At 69.4% G+C, this 19801-nt stretch carries 18 protein-coding genes, 2 tRNA genes and 1 rRNA gene; 8 read left to right on the top strand and 13 right to left on the bottom strand.

Annotated features, from left to right (window positions below):
* Window positions 1–192: 192 nt before the first annotated feature.
* The 5 genes from NJQ98_RS17380 to NJQ98_RS17360 all read right to left on the bottom strand — a co-directional run bounded on the left by NJQ98_RS17380 (window position 193) and on the right by NJQ98_RS17360 (window position 3396).
* Window positions 193–264, bottom strand: a tRNA-Ala gene (locus tag NJQ98_RS17380).
* 107 nt (window positions 265–371) lie between these two features.
* A 16S ribosomal RNA gene (locus tag NJQ98_RS17375) occupies window positions 372–1842 on the bottom strand.
* Between the two features lie 571 nt (window positions 1843–2413).
* Complete coding sequence (locus tag NJQ98_RS17370) at window positions 2414–2710, bottom strand: translation initiation factor eIF-1A (RefSeq protein ID WP_262180985.1); 297 nt, start codon at window positions 2708–2710, stop codon at window positions 2414–2416.
* 152 nt (window positions 2711–2862) lie between these two features.
* On the bottom strand, window positions 2863–3099 hold the full coding sequence (locus NJQ98_RS17365) for a UPF0058 family protein (RefSeq protein ID WP_262180983.1): 237 nt from the start codon (window positions 3097–3099) through the stop codon (window positions 2863–2865).
* Window positions 3100–3246: 147 nt separating this feature from the next.
* Window positions 3247–3396 carry a hypothetical protein gene (locus tag NJQ98_RS17360; protein ID WP_262180981.1) on the bottom strand — a complete coding sequence of 50 codons (150 nt, stop codon included), beginning with the start codon at window positions 3394–3396 and terminating at the stop codon, window positions 3247–3249.
* A gap of 69 nt (window positions 3397–3465) precedes the next feature.
* Between NJQ98_RS17360 and NJQ98_RS17355 the strand changes: the two genes are divergently transcribed.
* The 3 genes from NJQ98_RS17355 (at window position 3466) to NJQ98_RS17345 (ending at window position 7866) form a co-directional block, all read left to right on the top strand.
* Window positions 3466–4686, top strand: coding sequence for a molybdopterin molybdotransferase MoeA (locus NJQ98_RS17355; RefSeq protein ID WP_262180979.1), 1221 nt, complete (start codon window positions 3466–3468; stop codon window positions 4684–4686).
* Window positions 4683–6560 carry a molybdopterin biosynthesis protein gene (locus NJQ98_RS17350; protein ID WP_262180977.1) on the top strand — a complete coding sequence of 626 codons (1878 nt, stop codon included), beginning with the start codon at window positions 4683–4685 and terminating at the stop codon, window positions 6558–6560. The genes NJQ98_RS17355 and NJQ98_RS17350 overlap by 4 nt, the downstream gene beginning before the upstream one ends.
* 97 nt (window positions 6561–6657) lie before the next feature.
* Complete coding sequence (locus NJQ98_RS17345) at window positions 6658–7866, top strand: iron-containing alcohol dehydrogenase family protein (protein ID WP_262180975.1); 1209 nt, start codon at window positions 6658–6660, stop codon at window positions 7864–7866.
* On the opposite strand, the gene NJQ98_RS17340 is transcribed toward NJQ98_RS17345, so the two are convergent.
* A complete protein-coding gene (locus tag NJQ98_RS17340) occupies window positions 7867–9285 on the bottom strand; it encodes an FAD-dependent oxidoreductase (RefSeq protein WP_262180973.1) in 1419 nt (472 codons plus the stop codon). It lies immediately after the preceding gene.
* 179 nt (window positions 9286–9464) lie between these two features.
* Between NJQ98_RS17340 and NJQ98_RS17335 the strand changes: the two genes are divergently transcribed.
* The 3 genes from NJQ98_RS17335 to NJQ98_RS17325 all read left to right on the top strand — a co-directional run bounded on the left by NJQ98_RS17335 (window position 9465) and on the right by NJQ98_RS17325 (window position 11562).
* Window positions 9465–9830, top strand: a complete 366-nt coding sequence (locus NJQ98_RS17335) for a winged helix-turn-helix transcriptional regulator (RefSeq protein ID WP_262180971.1) — start codon at window positions 9465–9467, stop codon at window positions 9828–9830.
* Between the two features lie 46 nt (window positions 9831–9876).
* Window positions 9877–10647 (top strand): creatininase family protein, encoded by a 771-nt coding sequence (locus tag NJQ98_RS17330; protein WP_262180969.1) that lies wholly within the window; start codon window positions 9877–9879, stop codon window positions 10645–10647.
* A gap of 69 nt (window positions 10648–10716) precedes the next feature.
* Window positions 10717–11562 (top strand): class 1 fructose-bisphosphatase, encoded by an 846-nt coding sequence (locus NJQ98_RS17325; RefSeq protein ID WP_262180967.1) that lies wholly within the window; start codon window positions 10717–10719, stop codon window positions 11560–11562.
* Window positions 11563–11576: 14 nt separating this feature from the next.
* On the opposite strand, the gene NJQ98_RS17320 is transcribed toward NJQ98_RS17325, so the two are convergent.
* The 4 genes from NJQ98_RS17320 to NJQ98_RS17305 form a co-directional block, all read right to left on the bottom strand.
* A complete protein-coding gene (locus NJQ98_RS17320) occupies window positions 11577–12326 on the bottom strand; it encodes a metallophosphoesterase (protein WP_262180965.1) in 750 nt (249 codons plus the stop codon).
* A 47-nt stretch (window positions 12327–12373) separates the two neighbouring features.
* The gene (locus NJQ98_RS17315) at window positions 12374–14053 is read right to left on the bottom strand and encodes a hypothetical protein (protein ID WP_262180963.1); all 1680 of its coding nucleotides are present in this window, start codon (window positions 14051–14053) and stop codon (window positions 12374–12376) included.
* A complete protein-coding gene (locus NJQ98_RS17310; protein ID WP_262180961.1) occupies window positions 14050–15324 on the bottom strand; it encodes a Single-stranded DNA binding protein in 1275 nt (424 codons plus the stop codon). Before NJQ98_RS17310 ends, NJQ98_RS17315 begins: the two co-directional genes overlap by 4 nt.
* Before the next feature lie 188 nt (window positions 15325–15512).
* Window positions 15513–16196, bottom strand: coding sequence for a MinD/ParA family ATP-binding protein (locus NJQ98_RS17305; RefSeq protein ID WP_262180959.1), 684 nt, complete (start codon window positions 16194–16196; stop codon window positions 15513–15515).
* Window positions 16197–16383: 187 nt separating this feature from the next.
* On the opposite strand from NJQ98_RS17305, the gene NJQ98_RS17300 reads away from it, so the two are divergent.
* Complete coding sequence (locus NJQ98_RS17300) at window positions 16384–17046, top strand: HAD family hydrolase (RefSeq protein WP_348533584.1); 663 nt, start codon at window positions 16384–16386, stop codon at window positions 17044–17046.
* Between the two features lie 10 nt (window positions 17047–17056).
* A complete protein-coding gene (locus NJQ98_RS17295) occupies window positions 17057–17998 on the top strand; it encodes a phosphotransferase family protein (RefSeq protein WP_262180955.1) in 942 nt (313 codons plus the stop codon).
* 197 nt (window positions 17999–18195) lie between these two features.
* Here NJQ98_RS17295 and NJQ98_RS17290 read toward each other — a convergent pair.
* From NJQ98_RS17290 to cmk, 3 genes are all read right to left on the bottom strand, one after another.
* A tRNA-Pro gene (locus NJQ98_RS17290) sits at window positions 18196–18266 on the bottom strand.
* A 57-nt stretch (window positions 18267–18323) separates the two neighbouring features.
* Window positions 18324–19214: an RNA-guided pseudouridylation complex pseudouridine synthase subunit Cbf5 gene (locus tag NJQ98_RS17285; RefSeq protein ID WP_262181020.1), complete on the bottom strand. Its 891-nt coding sequence runs from the start codon at window positions 19212–19214 to the stop codon at window positions 18324–18326.
* Window positions 19211–19789, bottom strand: a complete 579-nt coding sequence (gene cmk / locus NJQ98_RS17280; RefSeq protein WP_262180953.1) for a (d)CMP kinase — start codon at window positions 19787–19789, stop codon at window positions 19211–19213. The genes NJQ98_RS17285 and cmk overlap by 4 nt, the downstream gene beginning before the upstream one ends.
* Window positions 19790–19801 lie beyond the last annotated feature (12 nt).

Below are 19801 nucleotides of genomic sequence, written 5' to 3'. Positions count from 1 at the left end.
TAAACTGAACGAGTCCAGTGGACGCCTGGATCGCACGTACACACGGTTTCATATTCGCCCCCAAGGTGGTAGATGGTGGGCGAATCGACCCTTCCCAACCTCGGTTTCACCCGGGATGGTGCATCTGTCGTCGTACCATATTCCATCGCCGTCCCACACTTAAGGGGCACGGTTCGGGGCAGGCACGTCGTATGGACCCACTGGGATTTGAACCCAGGGCCTCCGCCTTGCAAAGGCGGCGCTCTGCCGCTGAGCTATGGGCCCGGCAGATCCGCAGTTGTGAGCCCTGATAGTTCATAGGTGCCCGGTCGGTGAGTAGTTCTCGAACACCACGAAAGGTGGGTCAGGCCAGAGGCCTGATCCCGATCAGTAGGAGGTGATCCAGCCACAGATTCCTCTACGGCTACCTTGTTACGACTTAAGCCCCCTTGCGGAGCCCAGATTCGACCATCGCATGATGGCCTCATCCGGACCCCACTCGGGTGCTTTGACGGGCGGTGTGTGCAAGGAGCAGGGACGTATTCACCGCGCGCTTATGACACGCGATTACTACCGAATCCAGCTTCATGCGGACGAGTTTCAGTCCGCAATCCGAACTACGACTCCGTTTAGAGATTAGCTTCGCCTCTCGGCGTCGCGTCCCTCTGTCAGAGCCATTGTAGCCCGCGTGTTGCCCGGTCCATTCGGGGCATACTGACCTACCGTTGCCCATTCCTTCCTCCATTTTAGCAATGGCAGTCCTCCTAGTGTACCCGACTACCACAAGGGTATCGCTGGCAACTAGAAGTGTGGGTCTCGCTCGTTGCCTGACTTAACAGGACGCCTCACGGTACGAGCTGACGGCGGCCATGCACCTCCTCTCAGCAGCTCGGGTAAGTTCGTCAAACTGACCGTCGTTACTGCTGTCGGGACCGGTGAGATGTCCGGCGTTGAGTCCAATTAAACCGCAGGCTCCTCCGGTTGTGGTGCTCCCCCGCCAATTCCTTTAAGTTTCATCCTTGCGGACGTACTTCCCAGGCGGCTCGCTTATCGTCTTCACTACGGCACATCACGTGCTCATGGCGCGTGACATACCTAGCGAGCATCGTTTACAGCCAGGACTACCCGGGTATCTAATCCGGTTCGAGACCCTGGCTTTCGTCCCTCACTGTCGGGTCCGGTCTCTCGACGTGGTTTCCCCATTGGTGGTCCGTCCAGGATTACAGGATTTCACTCCTACCCCGGACGTACCCGTCGAGTCTCTCGGCCCCAAGCCGTGTAGTTTCCACCGGACGTCGACGCGTTGAGCGCGTCGATTTCCCAATGGACTTACACAGCAAGCTACGGACGCTTTAGGCCCAATAATATCGGCCATCACTCGTGCTGCCGGTATTACCGCGGCGGCTGGCACCGGTCTTGCCCAGCACTTGTTCCTGCACCACCTTACGGTGCAGAAAAGCGAGGACTATATGCCCTCGCACTCGGAGTCCCCCTATCGCACTCTCGTGCAGTGTAAAGGTTTCGCGCCTGCTGCGCCCCGTAGGGCCCGGTATCTTGTCTCAGATACCGTCTCCAGGCTCTTGCTCTCACAACCTGTACCGATTACGGGCACGGTGGGCCGTTACCCCACCGTCTACCTAATCGGCCGCAGCCACATCCTACAGCGCCGGAACGTTTCTCACTCTCTGCACTCCAGCATGAGAGTGGTATCCACCATTGGCCTCAGTTTCCCGAGGTTATTGTGGTCTGTAGGGTAGTTTGGCCACGTGTTACTGAGCTATATGCCACGAATCTGAATTCGTGCGACTAGCATGGCTAAATCGGACTCCGATAGCAATGGCCTCCGGCAGGATCAACCGGAATGTGCTGATATACATCAGCGGCGGAAGTGGTTGCACTCCGTCGGAAGCTAAACACACTGGTTCCTACGCCAGTGTTGACTACTGCATGGGTCCGTGGGCTCACATCAGATTCCATCTTGACGGCGGACCGCAGGGGTGGAATCCTCATGGTGCGAGCGGAAGCCGCCGAAGCGGCCGTGCGCTCTGAGCGAATGCCCGACCACCCAGGTGGGTCGTCGAGCCGTCGGCCCGGGCACGCCGCCCGGGGCGACCTTCGCATCATATCCGATGGGAGGGGAATACATAAATGACTCGTCTCGCGGTCGCCCTGTGCCGACCCCACATGGCGCACACGTGACGTGAGTCCGTCACACACCTAATCGCAAGAGGGCAGTAGTCCATAACGAACAGTAGTCATCCATCTTAGAAGAACGGAAGTCCGCGTGTCCGCCGTCGGTGGCCGGCGTGGCCTATTGAGGGTCTATATCTCTCCCGAGTGCGCCCCAGACCCGCCCCGCGCGGACGCGGCAGTGGTCGGCGTACCACTCGTCGAAAAGACATCGCGTGCGTCACACCACCGCAGTAAGAATACTTCAGGCAGTCAGCGAATCGAGGTGGCCTTCGGCGCGGAGCTGGTCGGCGTCCTGACCGTCGTACCGCCACTCGACGTTGGCCTTCTCGTCTTGCCAGTCCCACGGCTCCGCGAGGACGATGTCGTCCTCGTTGATCCATGTCCGGAACTTCATCCGGCCCGGGATGCGACCCATGCGGGTCTCGCCGTCCTCACACTGGAGGCGGACGTGGTTTCCACCGAGGTGTTCGGTGACGACTGCAAACAACTGATCGCTATTTGGCATGCGGAGGTTCCGCCGCCCTGAATCTTCGCTCACACTAGCAGTAGGTTCTCGTTGTGTATAAGTGGTTTGAGAGTTGCGATAGCGCGTACCACACGGCGCCGCGAGGTCCCGAGCGGGCAACTATCGGAACAGAACGCGGAGCTATGGCTGTCGAGCGTGGTTGCACGGCCAGGACCGCGAGAAGTTCAGTCGGCGGCGAGGGTCAGCGGTTCCTCGCTCTCGGCGACCATGTCGTCAGTGAGACCGTCGGCGAGCGCGAACACGGCGGCTTTGTGGTCCGTCTTCGATTTGTGAATCGATGTCGGCTTGACGCCGAGCTCGGCGTACTCGTCGTGGTCGACCTCGGTTCCCGTGTCGGCTTCGTAGTGGTGTTGTACCTGTGCGAGAAGGCTGTGAAGATGAATGAGCTCCTGTTTCTTCATGGATAGTACCGCTTAGAGGACGAAGGGTTATAGTATTATCTTGCCAATTGTTACCAATATAGACGCTGGGAGCGCCGGTAGCGTCGTGTCGAGACCGTCCGAAGGGCGGGAACTGATACCCGGTCGAGCGCCTGTGACAACGGCCGTTCAGTCCTCCACCGCGTCGTGGGGCCCGACAGGCCCGTGGTTCGGGCACGCGCCCGCGATGGGAGTGTCGTTGAGACAGCAGTGGCGCCGCTGGGTCGCGATGAGACCGGTCACGAGCGGCTCGCCACAGTGCCGGCAGCGAAGCGTCATACCCGGACTTGGTGGGCGAGACTGTTACCCCTACCGGGCTTTTTGTCCGCGCGGGCCGAGCCGGGAGGTATGGACGACAGTGACCACCACCGGGCGGGGTTCGAGACGTACGCCCGGACGGGGGCGGCCAGGCGGCAGTTGCTTGCGGCGGTGACGCCGACCGACGGCACCGAGCGCGTCGAACCCCGGCGGGCCGACGGGCGGGTCGTGGCGACGGCCATCGATGCCGACCGGCCGGTGCCCCGGTACGAGCGGACGACCGTGGACGGCTACGCGGTCAGGGCGGGCGACACGTTCGGAGCGAGCGAGCGGTCGCCGGCTTCGCTGCGGGTCACGGACACTGTCCGGGCCGGGACCGCGACCAGAGTCCACAAAGGGAGCGAACTCCCGGCGGGGGCCGACGCCGTCGTGCCCGCCGAGGCCACTGACCTGACCGGGGGCGACCTGGCGGTGTTCGAGGCCGTCCCGGAAGGGCGGAACGTCAAAGCCGTCGGCGAAGACGTGGCCGAGGGACAGCGGCTGTTCGAGCCCGGCCGCCGGCTCAGGCCGTCGGACCTCGGGCTGGTGAGGGCCGTCGGACACGGGCCGGTCGAGGTGTACGACCGCCCGCGGACGAGCGTCGTCCCGACCGGCGAGGGGGTCGTCGAGTCCGACCCCGCGACCGGCGAGACGGTCGAGACGAACGGGCGGACGGTCGCGCAGTACGTCGAGCGGTGGGGCGGCGAGGCGACCCGTCGGGAGGTCGTTTCCGGCGGCGCCGACGCGGTGCGGGCGGCCGTCGAGCGCGACCTGGACCACGACGTCGTGGTGACCATCGGCGGGACGTCGGTGGGCGAACGGGACATCGTCCCCGACGTGGTCGCGTCACTCGGAGAGGTGTTCGTCCACGGCGTCGCGCTGGCTCCCGGTCGCTCGGCGGCGCTGGGAGCCGTCGACGGGACGCCCGTGGTGATGTTGCCGGGCCCTCCCGTCGGCTGTATCGTCGGCGCCGTCCAGTTTCTCCGGCCGGCGCTCGCCGCGCTCGGTCACGCATCACCGGCCCCGCACCCGACGACCGAGGCGCGCCTGACACGGAAGGTCCCCAGCGAGCCCGGCGTTCGCACCTTCGCGCGGGTGACGGTCGAGGGAGACGGCGAAGGGACGCGCACGGCCACACCAACCCGGACCGAGGGGGCGGGCGCCCTCTCCAGCGTCGCCCTGGCCGATGGCTGGGTCGTGGTCCGGGAGGAGCGGGAGGGGTACGCCGCGGACGAAGCCGTCGCGGTCGAGGAGTGGGAGGGGTGTGCGTGAGCGACCGGCGGGAGTTCCGCGACCTGGCCGCTCCTGAGGAGGCCCGCGCAGTCGTGGAGTCGCTCGAAATCTCTCCCGGGACGGAGACGGTCGCGCTCGCCGACGCGCGCGACCGCGTGCTGGCCGAGCGGGTCGACGCCGCGCTCGACGTGCCGGGGTTCGACCGGGCGAGCATGGACGGATACGCGGTCCGGGCCCGGGACACGTTCGGGGCCGACGAGGCGACACCGACGACGCTCGACCTCGCCGGGACGGTCCACGCCGGCGAGGAGCCCGACGTGACCGTCGAGCCCGGGACGGCCGCCGAGATATCGACCGGCGCGGTCATGCCCGCGGGCGCCGACGCGGTCGTGGTGGTCGAGCGCACCGCGGAGACGGCCGACGGCGTCGAGATACGGACCGCGGTCACGCCGGGCGAGAACGTCATGCCCGCCGGCGCGGATATCGCCGCCGGCGCGCGCGCACTCGGACCGGGAACCCGGGTCACGCCCCGGGAAATCGGACTGCTCTCGGCGCTGGGCGTCGAGGAGGTAGCCGTCCGCTCCCGGCCCCGGGTCGGCATCGTCTCGACGGGGGACGAACTCGTCCGGCCCGGCGAGCCCCTGAACAGCGCGGCCGGCGAGATATACGACGTCAACAGCTACGCGCTGGCGGCCGCCGTGGAGGACGCCGGCGGCGAGCCGGCGGTGTACCCCCACGCCGGCGACGACTTCGAGGCGCTGGAGACGTTGCTGCACGAAGCCGCCGACGAGTGTGACCTGGTGCTCTCCTCCGGCTCGACGAGCGCCGGCGCCGTCGACGTCGTCTACCGCGTCATCGAGGAGCGCGGTGACCCCCGGCTCCACGGCGTCGCGGTCAAGCCGGGCAAGCCGATGCTCGTGGGCACTATCGGCGAGTCGGCCTACGTCGGCCTGCCGGGCTACCCCGTGTCGGCGCTGACTATCTTCCGGGTGTTCGTCGTGCCCGCGCTCCGCGAGGCGGCCGGGCTCCCCGAGCCCCGGACCGCGACCGTCACCGGCGAGATGGCGGTCGAGGAACGCTACGCCGAGGGGCGCCTGCGGTACATGCCCGTCGGGCTCGTCGAGGACGGCGCGGGCTCGACGCTCGTCTACCCGGTCGACAAGGGGAGCGGCGCGACGACGAGCCTGGTCGACGCGGACGGCACCGTCGCCGTCGAGCCGGGGACGGAGCGACTGCCTGCGGGCGAACGCGTCGAGGTGACGCTGTTCTCGCCGGACGTACGCGTCCCGACGCTGTTCGGCGTCGGGGAGGACGACCCGCTGTGGAGCCGCCTGCTCGACCGCCTCGACGCGCCGCGGTACCTGCCGACGGGGACGGCCGACGGCCGGCGTCGGCTCCGGCAGTCGGTCCCGGACGTGGCCGTCGTCGCCGGCCCGGAGGCGGACGACGAACCGGGCGAGGCGCTCGGCGGTTGGACGCGCGAGTGGGGGCTCGCCGTCGCTCCGGACAGCGACGTGTCCGACCTCGCGGCCCTCGTCGACGGCGCGGCCCGTTTCGTCAACCGTGACGGCGGGTCGGGCCTGCGCCACAGTCTCGACGCCCAACTGACCCAGCTGGCCGACGAGCGCGGCGTGTCGCCGGGCGAGGTGACCGACGCCATCGACGGCTACGACCTGACCGTGGGGGCCACCGAGAGCCCCGCCCGGACGGTCGCGGCCGGCGAGGCCGACGCCGGACTGGCGCTGCGGACGACGGCCGCGTCGCTTGGCCTCCAGTTCGTCCCGCTCGGGACCGAACGAGTTCGGGTGCTGGCGAACCCCGACCGCACCGGGAAAGAGAGCGTCGAGCGACTGGCCGGGCTGCTCGGGGACCTCGGCGACCTCGCCGCGTCGCTGGACGGCTTCGAGGTGTAGGGGGGATAAGCCACTCAAGTGCCGGCCACCTACGGCGAACAATGGCAGCAGAACTGCCCCCGTTCCACACTGTCGAGCCGATGCGGAGGTCCGCGCGATGACCGACTCGCTCGCCGACCCGTTCCGCTTCGAGTACGACCCCGCCACCGTCAGGTACGGCCCGAACTGTGTCTCACAACTGGGGAGCGAGGTGGCGTCACTCGGCCGTGAGCGCGCGCTCGTCGTCACGGGGTCGACCGTCGGCGAGACGCCGGTGGTGATGGACCCCGTTCGCGCGGGTCTCGGCGACCGACTCGCCGGTGTCTTCGCCGGGACCACGCCGCGAAAGCGCCTCGGGACGGCTTACGAGGCGCTGTCACTGTATCGCGAGGCCGACGCGGACTGTATCGTCGCCCTCGGCGGCGGGAGCAGCCTCGACGTGGCGACGGTGCTGTCGGTGCTGGTCGCGACCGACCGAGACCCCGAAGCGGTGGGGGCCGAACTGGTCGAGCGCGGGACCCTCTCAATTCCCGAGTCGGGTCTCCCGCCGGTCGTCACGGTGCCGACGACGCTTGCCGGCGCGGACCTCTCGCAGGTGGCCGGCGTCACCGCCGACCCGGCGACCTGTCCCGTCGCCGAGCCCGGAAGCGGCGCCGTCGACGACCCCGAGCTGATGCCGGCGACCGCCTGTTACGACCCGGTGCTGCTGGCGACGACCCCGAAAGGGGTTCTCGCTGGGTCGGCGATGAACGGCTTCGATAAGGGCATCGAGACGCTGTACGCCCGGAACAGCGCGCCGATATCCGACGCGACCGCGATGCGGGGCCTCGGGCTGCTGGCTGACGGGCTGGAGGCGCTCGGTGCCGGCGAGGCCGACGAGAGGACCCACCAGCGACTCACGCAGGGCGTTCTCCTGGTCCAGTACGGCATCTCCCGGCCCGACGGGACGACGCTGTCGCTCATCCACGCCCTGGGCCACGGGCTCACGCGCACGTACGACGTGCAGCAGGGAGCGGCCCACGCCGTCGTCGCGCCCCACGCGCTCTCGTATCTGTTCGACGCCGTCGACGGCCGACGCGACCTGCTGGCCGAGGCGCTGGACGTCGAAGACGCCGACGACCCCGCGGCCGCGGTGGTCGACCGCGTCGCCGGCGTCGCTGCCGGGCTCGGCCTCCCGACCCGACTCCGGGACGTGGACGGGCCCGACCGCGACGAGTTCCCCGCCGTGGCCGAGGCCGTCCTCGCCGACGCGTTCATGGCGAACGCGCCGCCCGGACTGGACCCGACGCGCGAGGACATCGTCGGCGTGCTGGAGGCGGCGTGGTGACTAGTCGAGGTCCCCGCGCAACACCTTCGCGGCGACGAGTATCGGGTCCCACACCGGGCTGAAGGGCGGGGCGTAGGCCAGGTCGAGCCGTTCGAGTTCCCCGACCGTCATATCCGATTCCAGCGCCGTCGCCAGCGTGTCGATGCGGACGGCCGCGCGGTCCTTGCCGACGATGGCGCCCCCGATGACCCGCCCCGTCTCCCGGTCGGCGGTCAGGCGCACCGTCGTCTCCTCGTTGCCGGGGTAGTAGCCCGACCGCGAGCCGGCGGTGACGGTCTCGCTGACGGGGTCGAAGCCGGCCGCGCGCGCGTCGTCGTGGTCGAGGAGCCCGACCCGACCGGCCTCCAGTTCGAACGCCTTGACGACGGCGGTGCCGGCCACCTCGCCGACCGGCTCCGGGTCCCCGGCGACGGTCTGGCCGATGGCCCGGCCGGCGCGGTTGGCAGTCAGCCCCAGCGGGACCCACGCCGGCTCGCCGGTGACGGCGTGGTCGTCCTCGGCGCAGTCCCCGGCGGCGTAGACACCCTCGACGCTCGTCCGGCCGTAGTCGTCGACGGCGACGGCGCCCGACTCGCCGAGTGCGACCGACGTGTCCGCGAGCAGTTCGGTGTTGGGCGCGACGCCGATTCCCACGAGGGCGAGTTCGACGGGAACGCGGCCGCCGTCGTGGACGACCGCTTCGACGCGGTCGCCGCCGGCGAGTTCCTCGACGGCCGTGTTCAGGTGGAGAGCGACCCCCTGCTCGCGGAGGTGGTCGGCGACGCGCTCACAGACCGCCTCGCCGAAGGGCGAGAGCAGGTGGCTCCCGCGCTGGAAGAGGTGGACCTCCAGCCCGTGGGCGCGGAAGGCCTCGGCCATCTCGACGCCGACGTAGCCGCCGCCGACGATGGCGACGTGTTCGGGCGGTTCGATGGCCGCGTAGTGGTCGACGAGTGCGGCGTCGACGTACTCGATACTGGTGTCGACGGCCGCCTCGTCGGGGTCGGCCAGCGCGGCCCTGACGGCCGCGGCCGCGTCCAGCCCGTGCATGGTGAAGGCCATATCGCGGTCGAAGCCGTCGATTGGGTCGGTGACGGCGTGGGCCCCGGTTGCCACCAGGAGGTCGCTGTAGGGCTGTTCGAAGCGCTCGCCGCCGCCCTCGACCGTCACCGTCCCGGCGTCGGTGTCGACGGCGACGACCTCGTGTTCCCGCCGGAGGTCGATGCCGCGCTCGGCCGCGTCCTCGGGCGAGAGTGACAGCAGGTCGGTGAGCCGGTCGACCTCGCCTTTGACGTAGTACGGGGTGCCACAGTGGGCGTACGACACCCACCGGCCCTTCTCGAAGACGACGACATCGCGGTCGGGAGTCTCTCTGGTGAACTTACTCGCGGCGCTGAGGCCGGCGGCGTCGCCGCCGACGACCACGAACGGGTCGCTCATATCGGGAGGTGGGTCGCCTGTCACCTAACTGTTGAGTTACCCCGGGTCGGCGGTTCCGACGGCGGGCGCCGACTGGCGGTGCGGACCGACGACACGGCCACGTCGACGGGGGAGCGGTAACGTAGCGTCATCCAGTTACGAGACGTAACTATTAGTGGCTGGCCGGCGAACTGTCGGGTATGAGCGACGAGGCGAGCGAACCGCTGGCGGTGTGGTGTGCGGGCGAAGAGTGGTGTCCCATCACGACGACGGCGGCTATCATCGGGAAGAAGTGGCATCCCGTCATCGTCCATCGCCTCCTGGAGAACGGCCCCTCCGGGTTCAACGAGCTGAAGGAGAACGTCGACGGCATCTCCTCGAAGGTGCTCTCGGACAGCCTGGAGGACCTGCAGGAACACGGGCTCGTCGACCGCGAGGTCGTCAGCGAACAGCCGTTCCGGGTCCAGTACTCCCTGACCGAGCGGGGCGCCTCCCTGGAGTCCGTCATCGGGGAGATGGCCGCGTGGGGGAAGGAGTACCTCCGCCCGGCGGAGTCGAAGCCGTAGGGCCCGCCGCCGGACTGTTCAAGTCGCTGGCCCCGTATGACCCCGTATGTACCTCGCAGACGAGGCCTGGCCCGACCTCGAGTCGTACTTCGAATCGGAGTCGCTCGCGCTGGTCCCGCTGGGCTCGACCGAACAGCACGGCCCCCACCTCCCCGAGGGGACGGACCACATCATCGCCGAGTCCTTCGCCCGCGCCGCGGCCGCGGAGACGGGCTATCTCTGTACCCCGACCATCAACGTCGGCGTCAGCCCGCACCACCGGCAGTTCCACGGGACGATGTGGGCCGACGCCCCGGCGTTTCGCGACTACGTCGAGAGCATCACCCGGAACCTCGCCTATCACGGCATCGACCGGGTCATCTTCGTCAACGCCCACGGCGGCAACGTCGAACACCTCCGGGAGGTCGGCCGGCGGCTGCGCGACGACGGGACGATGTACGCCATCGAGTGGATGTGGGACGAGTCCATCACCGAGCGCATCGAGGATGTCTTCGAGACTCCCGGCCCCCACGGCGGCCCCAAGGAGACCTCGCTCATCCAGCATCTGGCCGGGGAGCTGGTCCACGAGGACCGCATCGCCGAGGCGCGCGACGGCGGGCTCGTCGAGTTCGACGAGGACACCATGGGCAAGTACGGCGCCACCACGTTCTACGACGCTATCGACAACACCGAAAACGGCGTGCTGGGCGACCAGACCGACGCCTCCGCGGCCGTGGGGAAGGAGCTTTTCGAAGCCGCCCGCTCGAACCTCTGTAAGCTCTGTGAGTGGCTCGCCGACCAGCCCTTCGAGGCCCTCACGCCGAAGCCGCACGTGTAGGCTTAAGGCCTCCCCGGCACGATGTAGAACTATCATGGACGACAGCGCTAACCGGGTGGAGGGGAACCGATGAACACCCTCGACGAGATAGAACGCGCGGTAAAGGACACCTCCCATTACGTCAGCGGCAACCTCGCGAACTACGCCCACCGGTCGGCGGGCGAGAACCCGAGCGGTGAGGAACAGGTCGGCGGCGACGTCTGGGCCGACGACCTCTACTTCGACGCGCTGTCGGCCATCGAGGGCGTCGGCGGCTACGCGAGCGAGGAGCGCGAGTCGGTCGTCGACCTCGGCGAGGGGCACACCATCGCCATCGACCCCCTCGACGGCTCCTCGAACCTGGCGTCGAACAACTCCGTGGGGACCATCGTCGGGGTCTACGACGGCGACCTGCCCGCGAGCGGTCGCGACCTCGTCGCGTCGATGATGGTGCTGTACGGCCCCTACACCACGCTGACTATCGCCCGGGAGGACCGCGACGTGGTCCAGGAGTATCTCCTCCGGGACGGTCACAGCGAGCGGTGGGGGACCTTCACACTGCCGGATGACGCCACGGTCGTCGGGATGGCCGGCAAGTGGAGCCAGCGAAGCGACGCGATGAACGAGCTGGCCCAGCAGTTCGCCCGCGAACTCAAACCACGTTACGGCGGCGCAACCGTCGCCGACCTGGCGCAGGTACTGGAGTACGGCGGCATCTTCGGCTACCCGGTGACGGACAAATACCCCAACGGGAAGCTTCGCGTCCACTTCGAGGCGGGGCCGCTCGCCTACCTCGTCGAGGCCGCCGGCGGCGCCTCCTCCGACGGGAGCCAGTCGCTGCTCGACGTCGAGCCCGACGGTATCCACGACCGGACCCAGACGTTCCTCGGCAACGAATCGCTCGTCCGGCGGCTCGAAGACGGCCTGGCCGAGTAGGCCGACCCCGCTTTTCAGACAGTCCGGTAGTCGCCCAGCCGCGTGCCGTCGAGGAGGAACGCCTCCGCGTCGGCCAGCCCGTCCGGGAGAAACGGCGCGAGAAACTCCTGTCCGGGGACGTTCACCCAGGTCCCGCCCGACCGGTCGTTGAACGCGGGAAAGACGACGAGGTCGCCGGCGGCGTCGAGCGACCGGTCGTAGTGGTCCGCGAACGGTCCGGCGTCGAGTTTCCCCCGGAGCCAGGCCCGCTCTTTCCGCGTGCCGCCGACCTCGTCCTCCAGCCGGACCACCGGGTGTTCGTGGCCGATACAGACGACGCTCGATTCGAGGACCGACGGCGCGGGCCAGGTGTGGCCGTGGGCAAAGCCCACGTCGCCGACGGTGGTCCCGTGAGCGGGCGTGACGGTCACGTCCGCGTCCAGGTCATCGAGCGCCGGCTCCATCTCACCGTCGTGGTTCCCTTTCACGAGGGTAACTGGGACGGACAGAGCCGAGAACAGCGCTTCGAGTTCCTCGCGCTCGCTCTCGAAGGGCGAGCCGATGGCGTGGCCGAGGTCGCCGACGACAACCAGCCGGTCGGCATCGGTCCGGTCGAGCGCGGCCACCAACCGCGTCCGGCGCTCGCTCGCGGCCGAGCGGAGCTCCACCCCTTCGTACTGGAGCCCGGCCTCGATACCGGCGTGGTAGTCCGCGAGCGCGAGCAGTCGCTCGCCGTCGGTGTCGACGGTGGCGGCGGGGACGCCCGGAACTGGTTCGACGCGCATCGCTCGACGGTTGGCGACCGGACGAGAAAAGCGGCGCGGCTCGGCGTTCAGATGGGCGTCAGCTTCCCGTCGTCGGGCTCGTAGCAGCGCCCGCCCATCAGCGCGTCCTGGACGGCGTCCTCGACGGCCGCGCGGTCCGCGCCGTATGTCTCGACGACCTCGGTGATGACCGCCTCGCGGTCCGCGCCGCTCCCGTCGTTCAGGTCGGTCATCACGTCCATCACCGCGTCTTCGAGGTCGACGTCCTCGGCCGGTTCGGCCGCGCTGTCCGCCTCGCTCCCGTCACCGGCCGCCCCGGCGTCGGTCGCCGGCTCGCCGACTTCGTCAGCCCCGGACGCCGCTTCCGGCTCGGCCCCGGACGCCGCTTCCGCTTCGGCCAGCTCCTCGGGGTCGGGCGTCTCGATGCCGGCCTCGCCGGCGTCGTCGACCTCCGTCCCGCTCTGGAAGGCGGTACCGTACTCCTCCTCTATCTCCTCGCGTTCGTCCTCGTCGAGTTCGAACTCCGGGTCGAACTCGCCCACGTCGTCGTCTTCGGTCCCGTCGGCGTCGGTCGCGTCGTCCGACGGCTCGAAGTCGCCCAGCGAACCGCCCGATTCGGTATCGTCCGTCGACGGTGAGCCGGGCTCGCCGGCCGACGCGCTCGCGGACGCCGTCGGTTCTGTCGTCGGTTCGTCGCCCGACGCCGTCGAGTCGGCCGCCGCCGGCTCGGTCGACTCGGGGAGCTCGTCGGCGTCGCTCGTCGCCGGTGCCGTCTCGACCGGGTCGCTCGACGACTCCGACGGCGGTTCCGTCGTGGGTTCGGCCGTGCTGTCCGCGTCCGCAGTCTCGGAGACCGCGGACTCTCCGCCGGCGTCGTCGGTGGCCGGCGCCTCGTCGTGTTCAGTGGTCGGTGCCTCGGCCTCGTCCGGTTCCTCGCTCGGCTCTGGCTCGTCTGAGGCCTCGCTCGGCACAACGTCGTCTGTCTCCTCGCTCGGGTCGGCCGACGGCGCGTCGAGGTCCATCGTCGCCAGCGCCGCCAGCGTCTCGTCCGTGCCGTCGCCGGGCGACAGCGACAGCGAGCCTGCCTCGTCGCGTTCGCCGGCGACGACGCGGGCGGCGTTGAGCGCCAGCTCCCGCACCGCCCGGAGGTAGTCGCCGGTCGTGTCGTAGTAGTCCAGCGCCAGCGTGGCGCCGGCCGCGTCGCTCTCGGCGACGCCGGCCGCGACGAGCGCCTGCTGGAGCGCGTCGCCCGACAGCCCGGACTGTCGGGCGCTCGCCAGCCGGCCGACGCGGGCGACGGTCTGCTCGGTGGCCTGGACGACCCAGCGGTCACGCGTCTCCGCGTCGACCTCGCTGATGGACTCCGGTCGGACGGAGGTGAACACGCGGTCGCCGTCCTCCGGTTCGAAGGTACGGGCCTTGCCCGTCACCGCGACGAACAGCGGCGGCGTCGCCGCTTCGAGGAAGGCCAGCGCCTCGGGCTGGTACTGGCCGGCGTAGACCACGAACGCGCCGGTCGGGTCGACGATGCGCGCCCGGAGCACGTCGTCGTTGACCTGCTCTAGCTCGGTGAGGACGCCGACGACGAACAGGCGGTTGACCCGTGCGCCCGTGGGCGTCACCACGTAGTTCGGGGCGCGTTCCTCGTCGGACTCGGAGTAGGAGAACTCGCTGTCCTCGAACTCCGCGGCGAAGAGGCGGTGGGCCACCTCGCGTCGGCCCGGCCCGCTGTCTTCGGATTCGCTCATGCGTCCACCTCCGAGAGCAGGGCCTTCGCACGCTCCGCCGGGTCGGCGGTCGACTCGCTGAACTCGCTCGCGTTCAGGTTGGCGCCGTACTCGTCTATCGACAGCGAGCCGCGGACGACGTACTCGCGGCCGACCACGCGGTCGGCGATGCGGTCGGCGACGACGCCCTTGTCCATCTCGTCGCGGGCGTGTTCGCGGGCGTCGTCGAGGTCGCCGCCGTAGACCTGCTCGGTGAGTTCGTCGTCGAGGATGACGGTGACCGTCGCGGTCCCGTCGTCGAGGATGGCCTTCGTCCGCAGGTCGTCCTCGCCCTCGACGGCGCCGTGAGAGCGACACTGGCCCTGCTGGACGACGCGGCCACACTCCGGACAGCGCTCGATGAGCCCCGAGCCGTCCCGAATCTGGATGACGTTGCCGACGAGTTCGACGTCGAACTGGCCGCCGCTCTCGACGGCCTCGCCGACCGACATCCGCGGGGCGTCCTCGGCGACGCTGACGGGGTCCGACAGCGCCGTCACAGTGGAGAACTCGGAGACGTTCACCGACGGGGCGCCCCGGAACTCGCGGACGAACGTCTCCTCGATGCGGACCGACGCCCCTTCCTCGATTTCGGCGTGGGGCTCCCAGTCAGTGAAGGGGAGCCGGCCGGTCGGGTCGCCCAGCACGCCGCTGAGAATCTCGGTCTCGCCGTCGCGGCCGTCGATGGTCTTGGTCTCACACTCCAGGACCTGCACCTCGACGGTGATGCCGCGGTCGCCGGGTTCGAGGTCCTTGAGGGCGGCCTCACCGCCGACCTCGGCGTCGACGTCCAGCCGCTCGTCGACGACGGTCGCGTCGGTGCTCTCCCCGAGGTTGAGCTCGGGCTTGCCGTCCCACTCACGGACCCCGGCGTTGCCGAACTGCACGGTCTGGCCGGGTTCGAGGTCGCCGTCGAAGCCGTCCCAGGCCGTGTAGGAGATGGTCCCCGACCCGTCGGCGAGTTCGCCCTCGCGGATGACGTGCTGGTCGCCGTTGTACTGGATGGACCGACGGCCGGACGTGAGCACGACCGCGGTGACCGTCACGTTCGAGTCGTCGGTGGTCACCTCGCCGATGGCCTTGCTCGACGGCCCCGAACTGCCGCCGCCGTCGCCGTATTTCCGGCGGAGGCTCTGCTTGGCCTCGTCCATCGGCACCGAGTAGTTCACCAGGTTCTCCAGGTCGCGTCTGACCTCCTCTTTGTCTACGTCGAGGTCGGAGGCGAGTTCCTCGACATGATCTTCGAGAGACATCGGTGGAGGCTTCGAGAGGGGCACTCAAAAGGGTTTGTGGGCCGGGAGCGCTACGCTGGCTCCCCGACCGTGACGACCGTCGCTGCCGTCGAACGGGAGGACGACGTCGTCGTCCATGGGCGGACAGTACGGTTGACCGTCAGTAAGGCGTTTGCATCGCCGCGGTGACCGCTCGCGCCGTCCGGCCGTCAATCGATGGCGAGCGCGTCGGCCACGCGACCGTAGGCGGCGGCGCCGGCGGAGTCGGGGGCGCGCCTGACGACCGGTTCGGTCCCGAACACGTCGGGCTCGTCGGGGACAGCCGCGAGCAACTCGGTTTCGAGGCGCTCGGCGATGTCCCGGCCCGTCTCGCCGTCCGCGCGGGTGACGACGACGCCGGGAACGTGGCTGTCGACGCGTTCGGCCATCTCCTTGGTCCGGGAGGTGTCGGCCACGCCGTGTTCCTTGGCCGTCGTCACGAGGACGACGTCGTCGGCCAGTCCGCAGGGGACCATCGTCGCGTGGGTGACGCCCGCGCCCGTATCGAGGACGACGACGTCGAAGGCGGTCCCGAGGCGGTCACACACCGTCTTGAGCCCGGCGGGGTCGGCGTCCGTGTAGCGGTCCAGCGAGGGGTCACCGTACACCGCTGCGACGTCGTCGCTCGTGTCGATAGCGGCTTCGAGGGGGTGGATATCGGCCAGCACGTCGTGTATCGTCGGTTCGTGGCTCGTACCGAGCACCGTATGCAGATTCGGCATCGCCAGGTCCGTGTCGACGACCACGACCTCGAACCCGGCGGCGTCGAGCGCGTACGCGGTGTTTACCGCCGCCGTGGTCTTGCCACAGCCACCCTTGCCGCCGGCGATGGTGAGACAGTGGGCCCCGTGCATCTGTCAGTACCCTGTGGGAGGGACCGGAAAAAAGGTACCTCTCCACGGCCGTCGTCGCCCGGTAATCGGCCCCTCGAACCGCTACAGGCCGTCCGGACCGGGGTACCGCTGTGGCCCAGCGGTCCGACCGTGAGCGGCCGGGCGAACCGGGCACAAGGGGTTTTGCCGTTCGGTCCGACAGTACCGTATCGTGACGTTTGACGCCGTTCTCTTCGATCTCGACGGGACGCTGGTCGAGCGAACACAGGACACCGCAGCGCTGTACGAGCGGGCATTCGAGCGGGTCGGCGTCGAACCGTTCGGCGCCCCGGCGGAGCTGTGGGCAGCGCTCGACGGTCCGCCGGACCCCGCCGACGAGGTGGGGTATCTCGGCGCCGGCTTCGCCCGACTCGCCGCCCAGCACGACCGTCGGGTCGACGCAATCGGGCTCGCCTCGGCGTTCGTCGACGGCGTCGACAACGCGCAGGTGGCCCTTCGCCCGGGCACCGAACGGGCGCTGTCGGCCGCCCGAGAGACCGCGCCGACCGCTATCCTCACCAACGGGCCCCAGTCCCGACAGGCCGACAAGGTCGATGCCACCGGGCTGGCCGACCGGGTCGACGCCGTCGTCTACGCCGGCGATATGCCCCGCCGGAAGCCCCACGCCGCGCCCTTCGAGGAAACGCTGTCGGCCCTCGAAGGCAGCGGCGAATGTGCCCTGTACGTCGGCAACTCGCTGGGCTACGACGTGGCCGGCGCCCACAACGCCGGGCTGGCCGCGGCGTATCTCGACGACAGCGACGGACCCGAGCCCTACGACCCCGAGTACGTCCTCGAATCGCTCGCCGACCTCCCCGCGATACTCCAGTGAGACGGGCCCGATGAACCGCTCGCTGACCACCGCTATCGTCGACCGCCACTACCCCCAGCGGACGGTCGTCGGAGTAGACCACGTGGCGGCCGGCACCCGGCCGACTGCCGTGGTCCGGTTCGACGGACACCCCCCGCTTGTCGTCCAGTGTTCGGAGACCATCGAAGCGGTCCGGACCGAGGCGGCCCTCACCAGGGCGGTCCGCGCCCGGACGGACGTCCCGGTGCCGGCGGTGCTGGCGGCCGGAACGGTCGACGAACAGGCCTACGCAGTCACCGAGTTCCGGTCGGGAACGGACCTCCATGCCGCGTTCACCGACAGCCCGCCGGCCGTGCGCCGCGACATCGCCCGACAGTTCGGCCGGTATCTGGGCCAGCTACACGCCGCGTTTTCCTTCGACAGCTGTGGCGGGCTCACACGAGCGGCGGACCCGAGGGGCGACGACCGCCTCGTCGCGGCCGGTCCCGACTGGGACCCCTGGCTCGTCGAGTACGGCCGCCGGGCCGTGCGCCGCTTGCCCCCCGAGTTTGACCCGCTTCGGGACCGACTGAGCGACTGTCTCGACGCCGCGCCAATCGACCGCGCGACCCCGAGGCTGTTCCCCTGGGACCTCCGGCCCGGAAACGCGCTCGTGGCCGACGGCGCCGTCTCGGCCGTCCTCGACTGGGAGCGGCCGATGGCCGCGCCACCCGCCCTGGCGCTGGCCAAGACCGAATACCTCGTCGCCGATTGGTACGTCGACGAGCCGGAGCCGCTGCGAGCGGCGCTCCGAGAGGGGTACGGGGAAGTGCGGCCAGTACCGACCCCGAGACCTGTCCACAGGGTCGTCGCCATCGCCGACAGCGCCGTCGACTCACGGGGGGTTGTGACGAACACCGGGTACCCGGAACGAGGCCGAGCGGCGTCGGTCGCGTTCCATCGGTCCGCGTTACTGCGGGCACTGGACCGATAACCGCGGGGCAATACTGTCCCAGCGCGGGCGAGTCGGAGCGCGACCTGTCCGACGGGCTGACCGCTTGGGCTACACATCGACGCCTCTCCGCGCTGTAAGACGGGTATAGAGCGAGTGAATTTCAGCCGAAGCTCAGAAGGAACTTTGCTGTTCGCACACCTAAGCGTACAGGTGTCGGCGTCTGTAGGAAGTTGAAGTGGGACCGCCGAGATTCGAACTCAGGTCCGACGGACCCCATCCGCCGAGGATACCGCTACCCCACGGTCCCGTGATTTGGAGGAGGAGGGTTCGTTAATTAAGGGTGTCGTTTCGCACCCGCCGTGTGTCAGACCAACACCCGCTCGGGTTCGGCGACGGTCCCCGATTCGGCCTCGGGGTCGCCGACCAGCGTGCCCAGCGAGACGGCCGCCCCGTCGGGCGTGACACAGACCACCAGTTCGCCCGCCGTGGGAACAGCGCCGCCGACTTCGGCGGGCCGGGCCGCGAGAACACCCGGCGCGTACACCGGCGCCCCGTCGGCGATGGCCTCGGCGGCGCTATGTGCGACGACGAGCCGTGGCAGGTGGGCCAGCGCGTGCTCGGCGGGCCGGACGGACTCCCGAAGCGCGCTCTCGTCGCCGTCCTCGGCGAAGGACAGCGCGTCGACGAGGTCGTGCATCGAGACGAGCGAGCGGTCGTCGAACTGCCCGGTCGCGGTCCGGCGCAGGTCGCCCATGTGGGCGCCGGTGCCCAGCGCCAGCCCGATGTCGTGACAGAGCTTGCGGATGTACGTCCCCGAGGCACAGCGGACCCGCAGCAGGGCGCGGCGATCGCTCCGTTCCAGCACGTCGAGGTCGTGAATCCGGCGGGTCCGGAGCTGGCGCTTCACGGCGCTCTTGCGCGGTGGCTTCTGGTAGATCTCGCCCTCGAACTCGGCGACCACCGCGTCGAAGTCCGGCGGCGCGCTGTCGTGCAGTTCCAGGACGGCGACGTACTCCTTGACGGCGTCGTCGAAGATGCGCGCGGCGCGGGCGGCGTCGCCCAGCAGCACGGGGAGACAGCCGGTCACTTTCGGGTCCAGGGTCCCGCCGTGGGCGACCCGGTCCTGGCCAGTGGCGTCGCGGACCCACGCGGCGACCTGGTGGGCCGAGGGGCCGGGCGGTTTGTCGAGGTTGACGACGCCAAAGGCGAGCAGGTCGTCGACGCTTCGCTCGTCGGGCGGGGCGCGGACCATCAGAACTCGTAGCGGATGCCCTCGACGGGGGCCTGGCCCTCGTCCGCGTCGGCGTCGAAGGAGTCGACGGCGTGCAGCGCGATGCTCAGGGTCCCCGGCGGGTCCCAGCGGGCCGTGTTGATGGCGAGGTCGTAAATCGAGAGGTCGTCGAAGTCGATGTCGTAGTACTCGTTGTAGCGCTGGGCCTCGCTGACGCTTCGCTCCTCGGTCTCGGTCCGGGCCTGCTCGAAGGGCTTGTTCTCCCGCTGGGCGATGCGGTCGGCCCGGACGTCGAGCGGCGCGGTGAGCCACAGTTTGATATCGGCGTGGTCGCCGGCCATCCAGCCGGCGAGGCGCGACTCCAGGACGAGGTCGTCGCGTTCTGCGGCGATGTCGCGGAGCCGCCGGTCGAGGTCGCGGTCTATCTGGGCGTCCTCCTCGGCGGCCTTGTTCAGTTCCAGGGGCGTCATCCCCCGCTCCTCGGCGAGCGAGCGGAAGATGTCGCCGCCGGAGACGTGTTCGTAGTCCAGCGCGTCGGCCAGGCTCCGGGCGAGCGTGCTCTTCCCGCTGCCCGCGGGACCGGAGACGGTAATCAACATGGTAGCTCTCCG

The sequence above is a fragment of the Haloarcula laminariae genome, assembly GCF_025457605.1.
In the GTDB taxonomy this organism is placed as follows: domain Archaea; phylum Halobacteriota; class Halobacteria; order Halobacteriales; family Haloarculaceae; genus Haloarcula; species Haloarcula laminariae.
This window is presented reverse-complemented; position numbering and strand designations above follow the sequence as displayed.

Excerpts from the sequence above, each read along its gene's own strand:
- NJQ98_RS17365 (WP_262180983.1), bottom strand. The coding sequence starts at position 3,099 with ATGAAGAAACAGGAGCTCATTCATCTTCACAGCCTTCTCGCACAGGTA.
- NJQ98_RS17360 (WP_262180981.1), bottom strand. The coding sequence starts at position 3,396 with ATGACGCTTCGCTGCCGGCACTGTGGCGAGCCGCTCGTGACCGGTCTC.
- NJQ98_RS17355 (WP_262180979.1), top strand. The coding sequence starts at position 3,466 with ATGGACGACAGTGACCACCACCGGGCGGGGTTCGAGACGTACGCCCGG.
- NJQ98_RS17345 (WP_262180975.1), top strand. The coding sequence starts at position 6,658 with ATGACCGACTCGCTCGCCGACCCGTTCCGCTTCGAGTACGACCCCGCC.
- NJQ98_RS17340 (WP_262180973.1), bottom strand. The coding sequence starts at position 9,285 with ATGAGCGACCCGTTCGTGGTCGTCGGCGGCGACGCCGCCGGCCTCAGC.
- NJQ98_RS17335 (WP_262180971.1), top strand. The coding sequence starts at position 9,465 with ATGAGCGACGAGGCGAGCGAACCGCTGGCGGTGTGGTGTGCGGGCGAA.
- NJQ98_RS17330 (WP_262180969.1), top strand. The coding sequence starts at position 9,877 with ATGTACCTCGCAGACGAGGCCTGGCCCGACCTCGAGTCGTACTTCGAA.
- NJQ98_RS17325 (WP_262180967.1), top strand. The coding sequence starts at position 10,717 with ATGAACACCCTCGACGAGATAGAACGCGCGGTAAAGGACACCTCCCAT.
- NJQ98_RS17320 (WP_262180965.1), bottom strand. The coding sequence starts at position 12,326 with ATGCGCGTCGAACCAGTTCCGGGCGTCCCCGCCGCCACCGTCGACACC.
- NJQ98_RS17315 (WP_262180963.1), bottom strand. The coding sequence starts at position 14,053 with ATGAGCGAATCCGAAGACAGCGGGCCGGGCCGACGCGAGGTGGCCCAC.
- NJQ98_RS17310 (WP_262180961.1), bottom strand. The coding sequence starts at position 15,324 with ATGTCTCTCGAAGATCATGTCGAGGAACTCGCCTCCGACCTCGACGTA.
- NJQ98_RS17305 (WP_262180959.1), bottom strand. The coding sequence starts at position 16,196 with ATGCACGGGGCCCACTGTCTCACCATCGCCGGCGGCAAGGGTGGCTGT.
- NJQ98_RS17295 (WP_262180955.1), top strand. The coding sequence starts at position 17,057 with ATGAACCGCTCGCTGACCACCGCTATCGTCGACCGCCACTACCCCCAG.
- cmk (WP_262180953.1), bottom strand. The coding sequence starts at position 19,789 with ATGTTGATTACCGTCTCCGGTCCCGCGGGCAGCGGGAAGAGCACGCTC.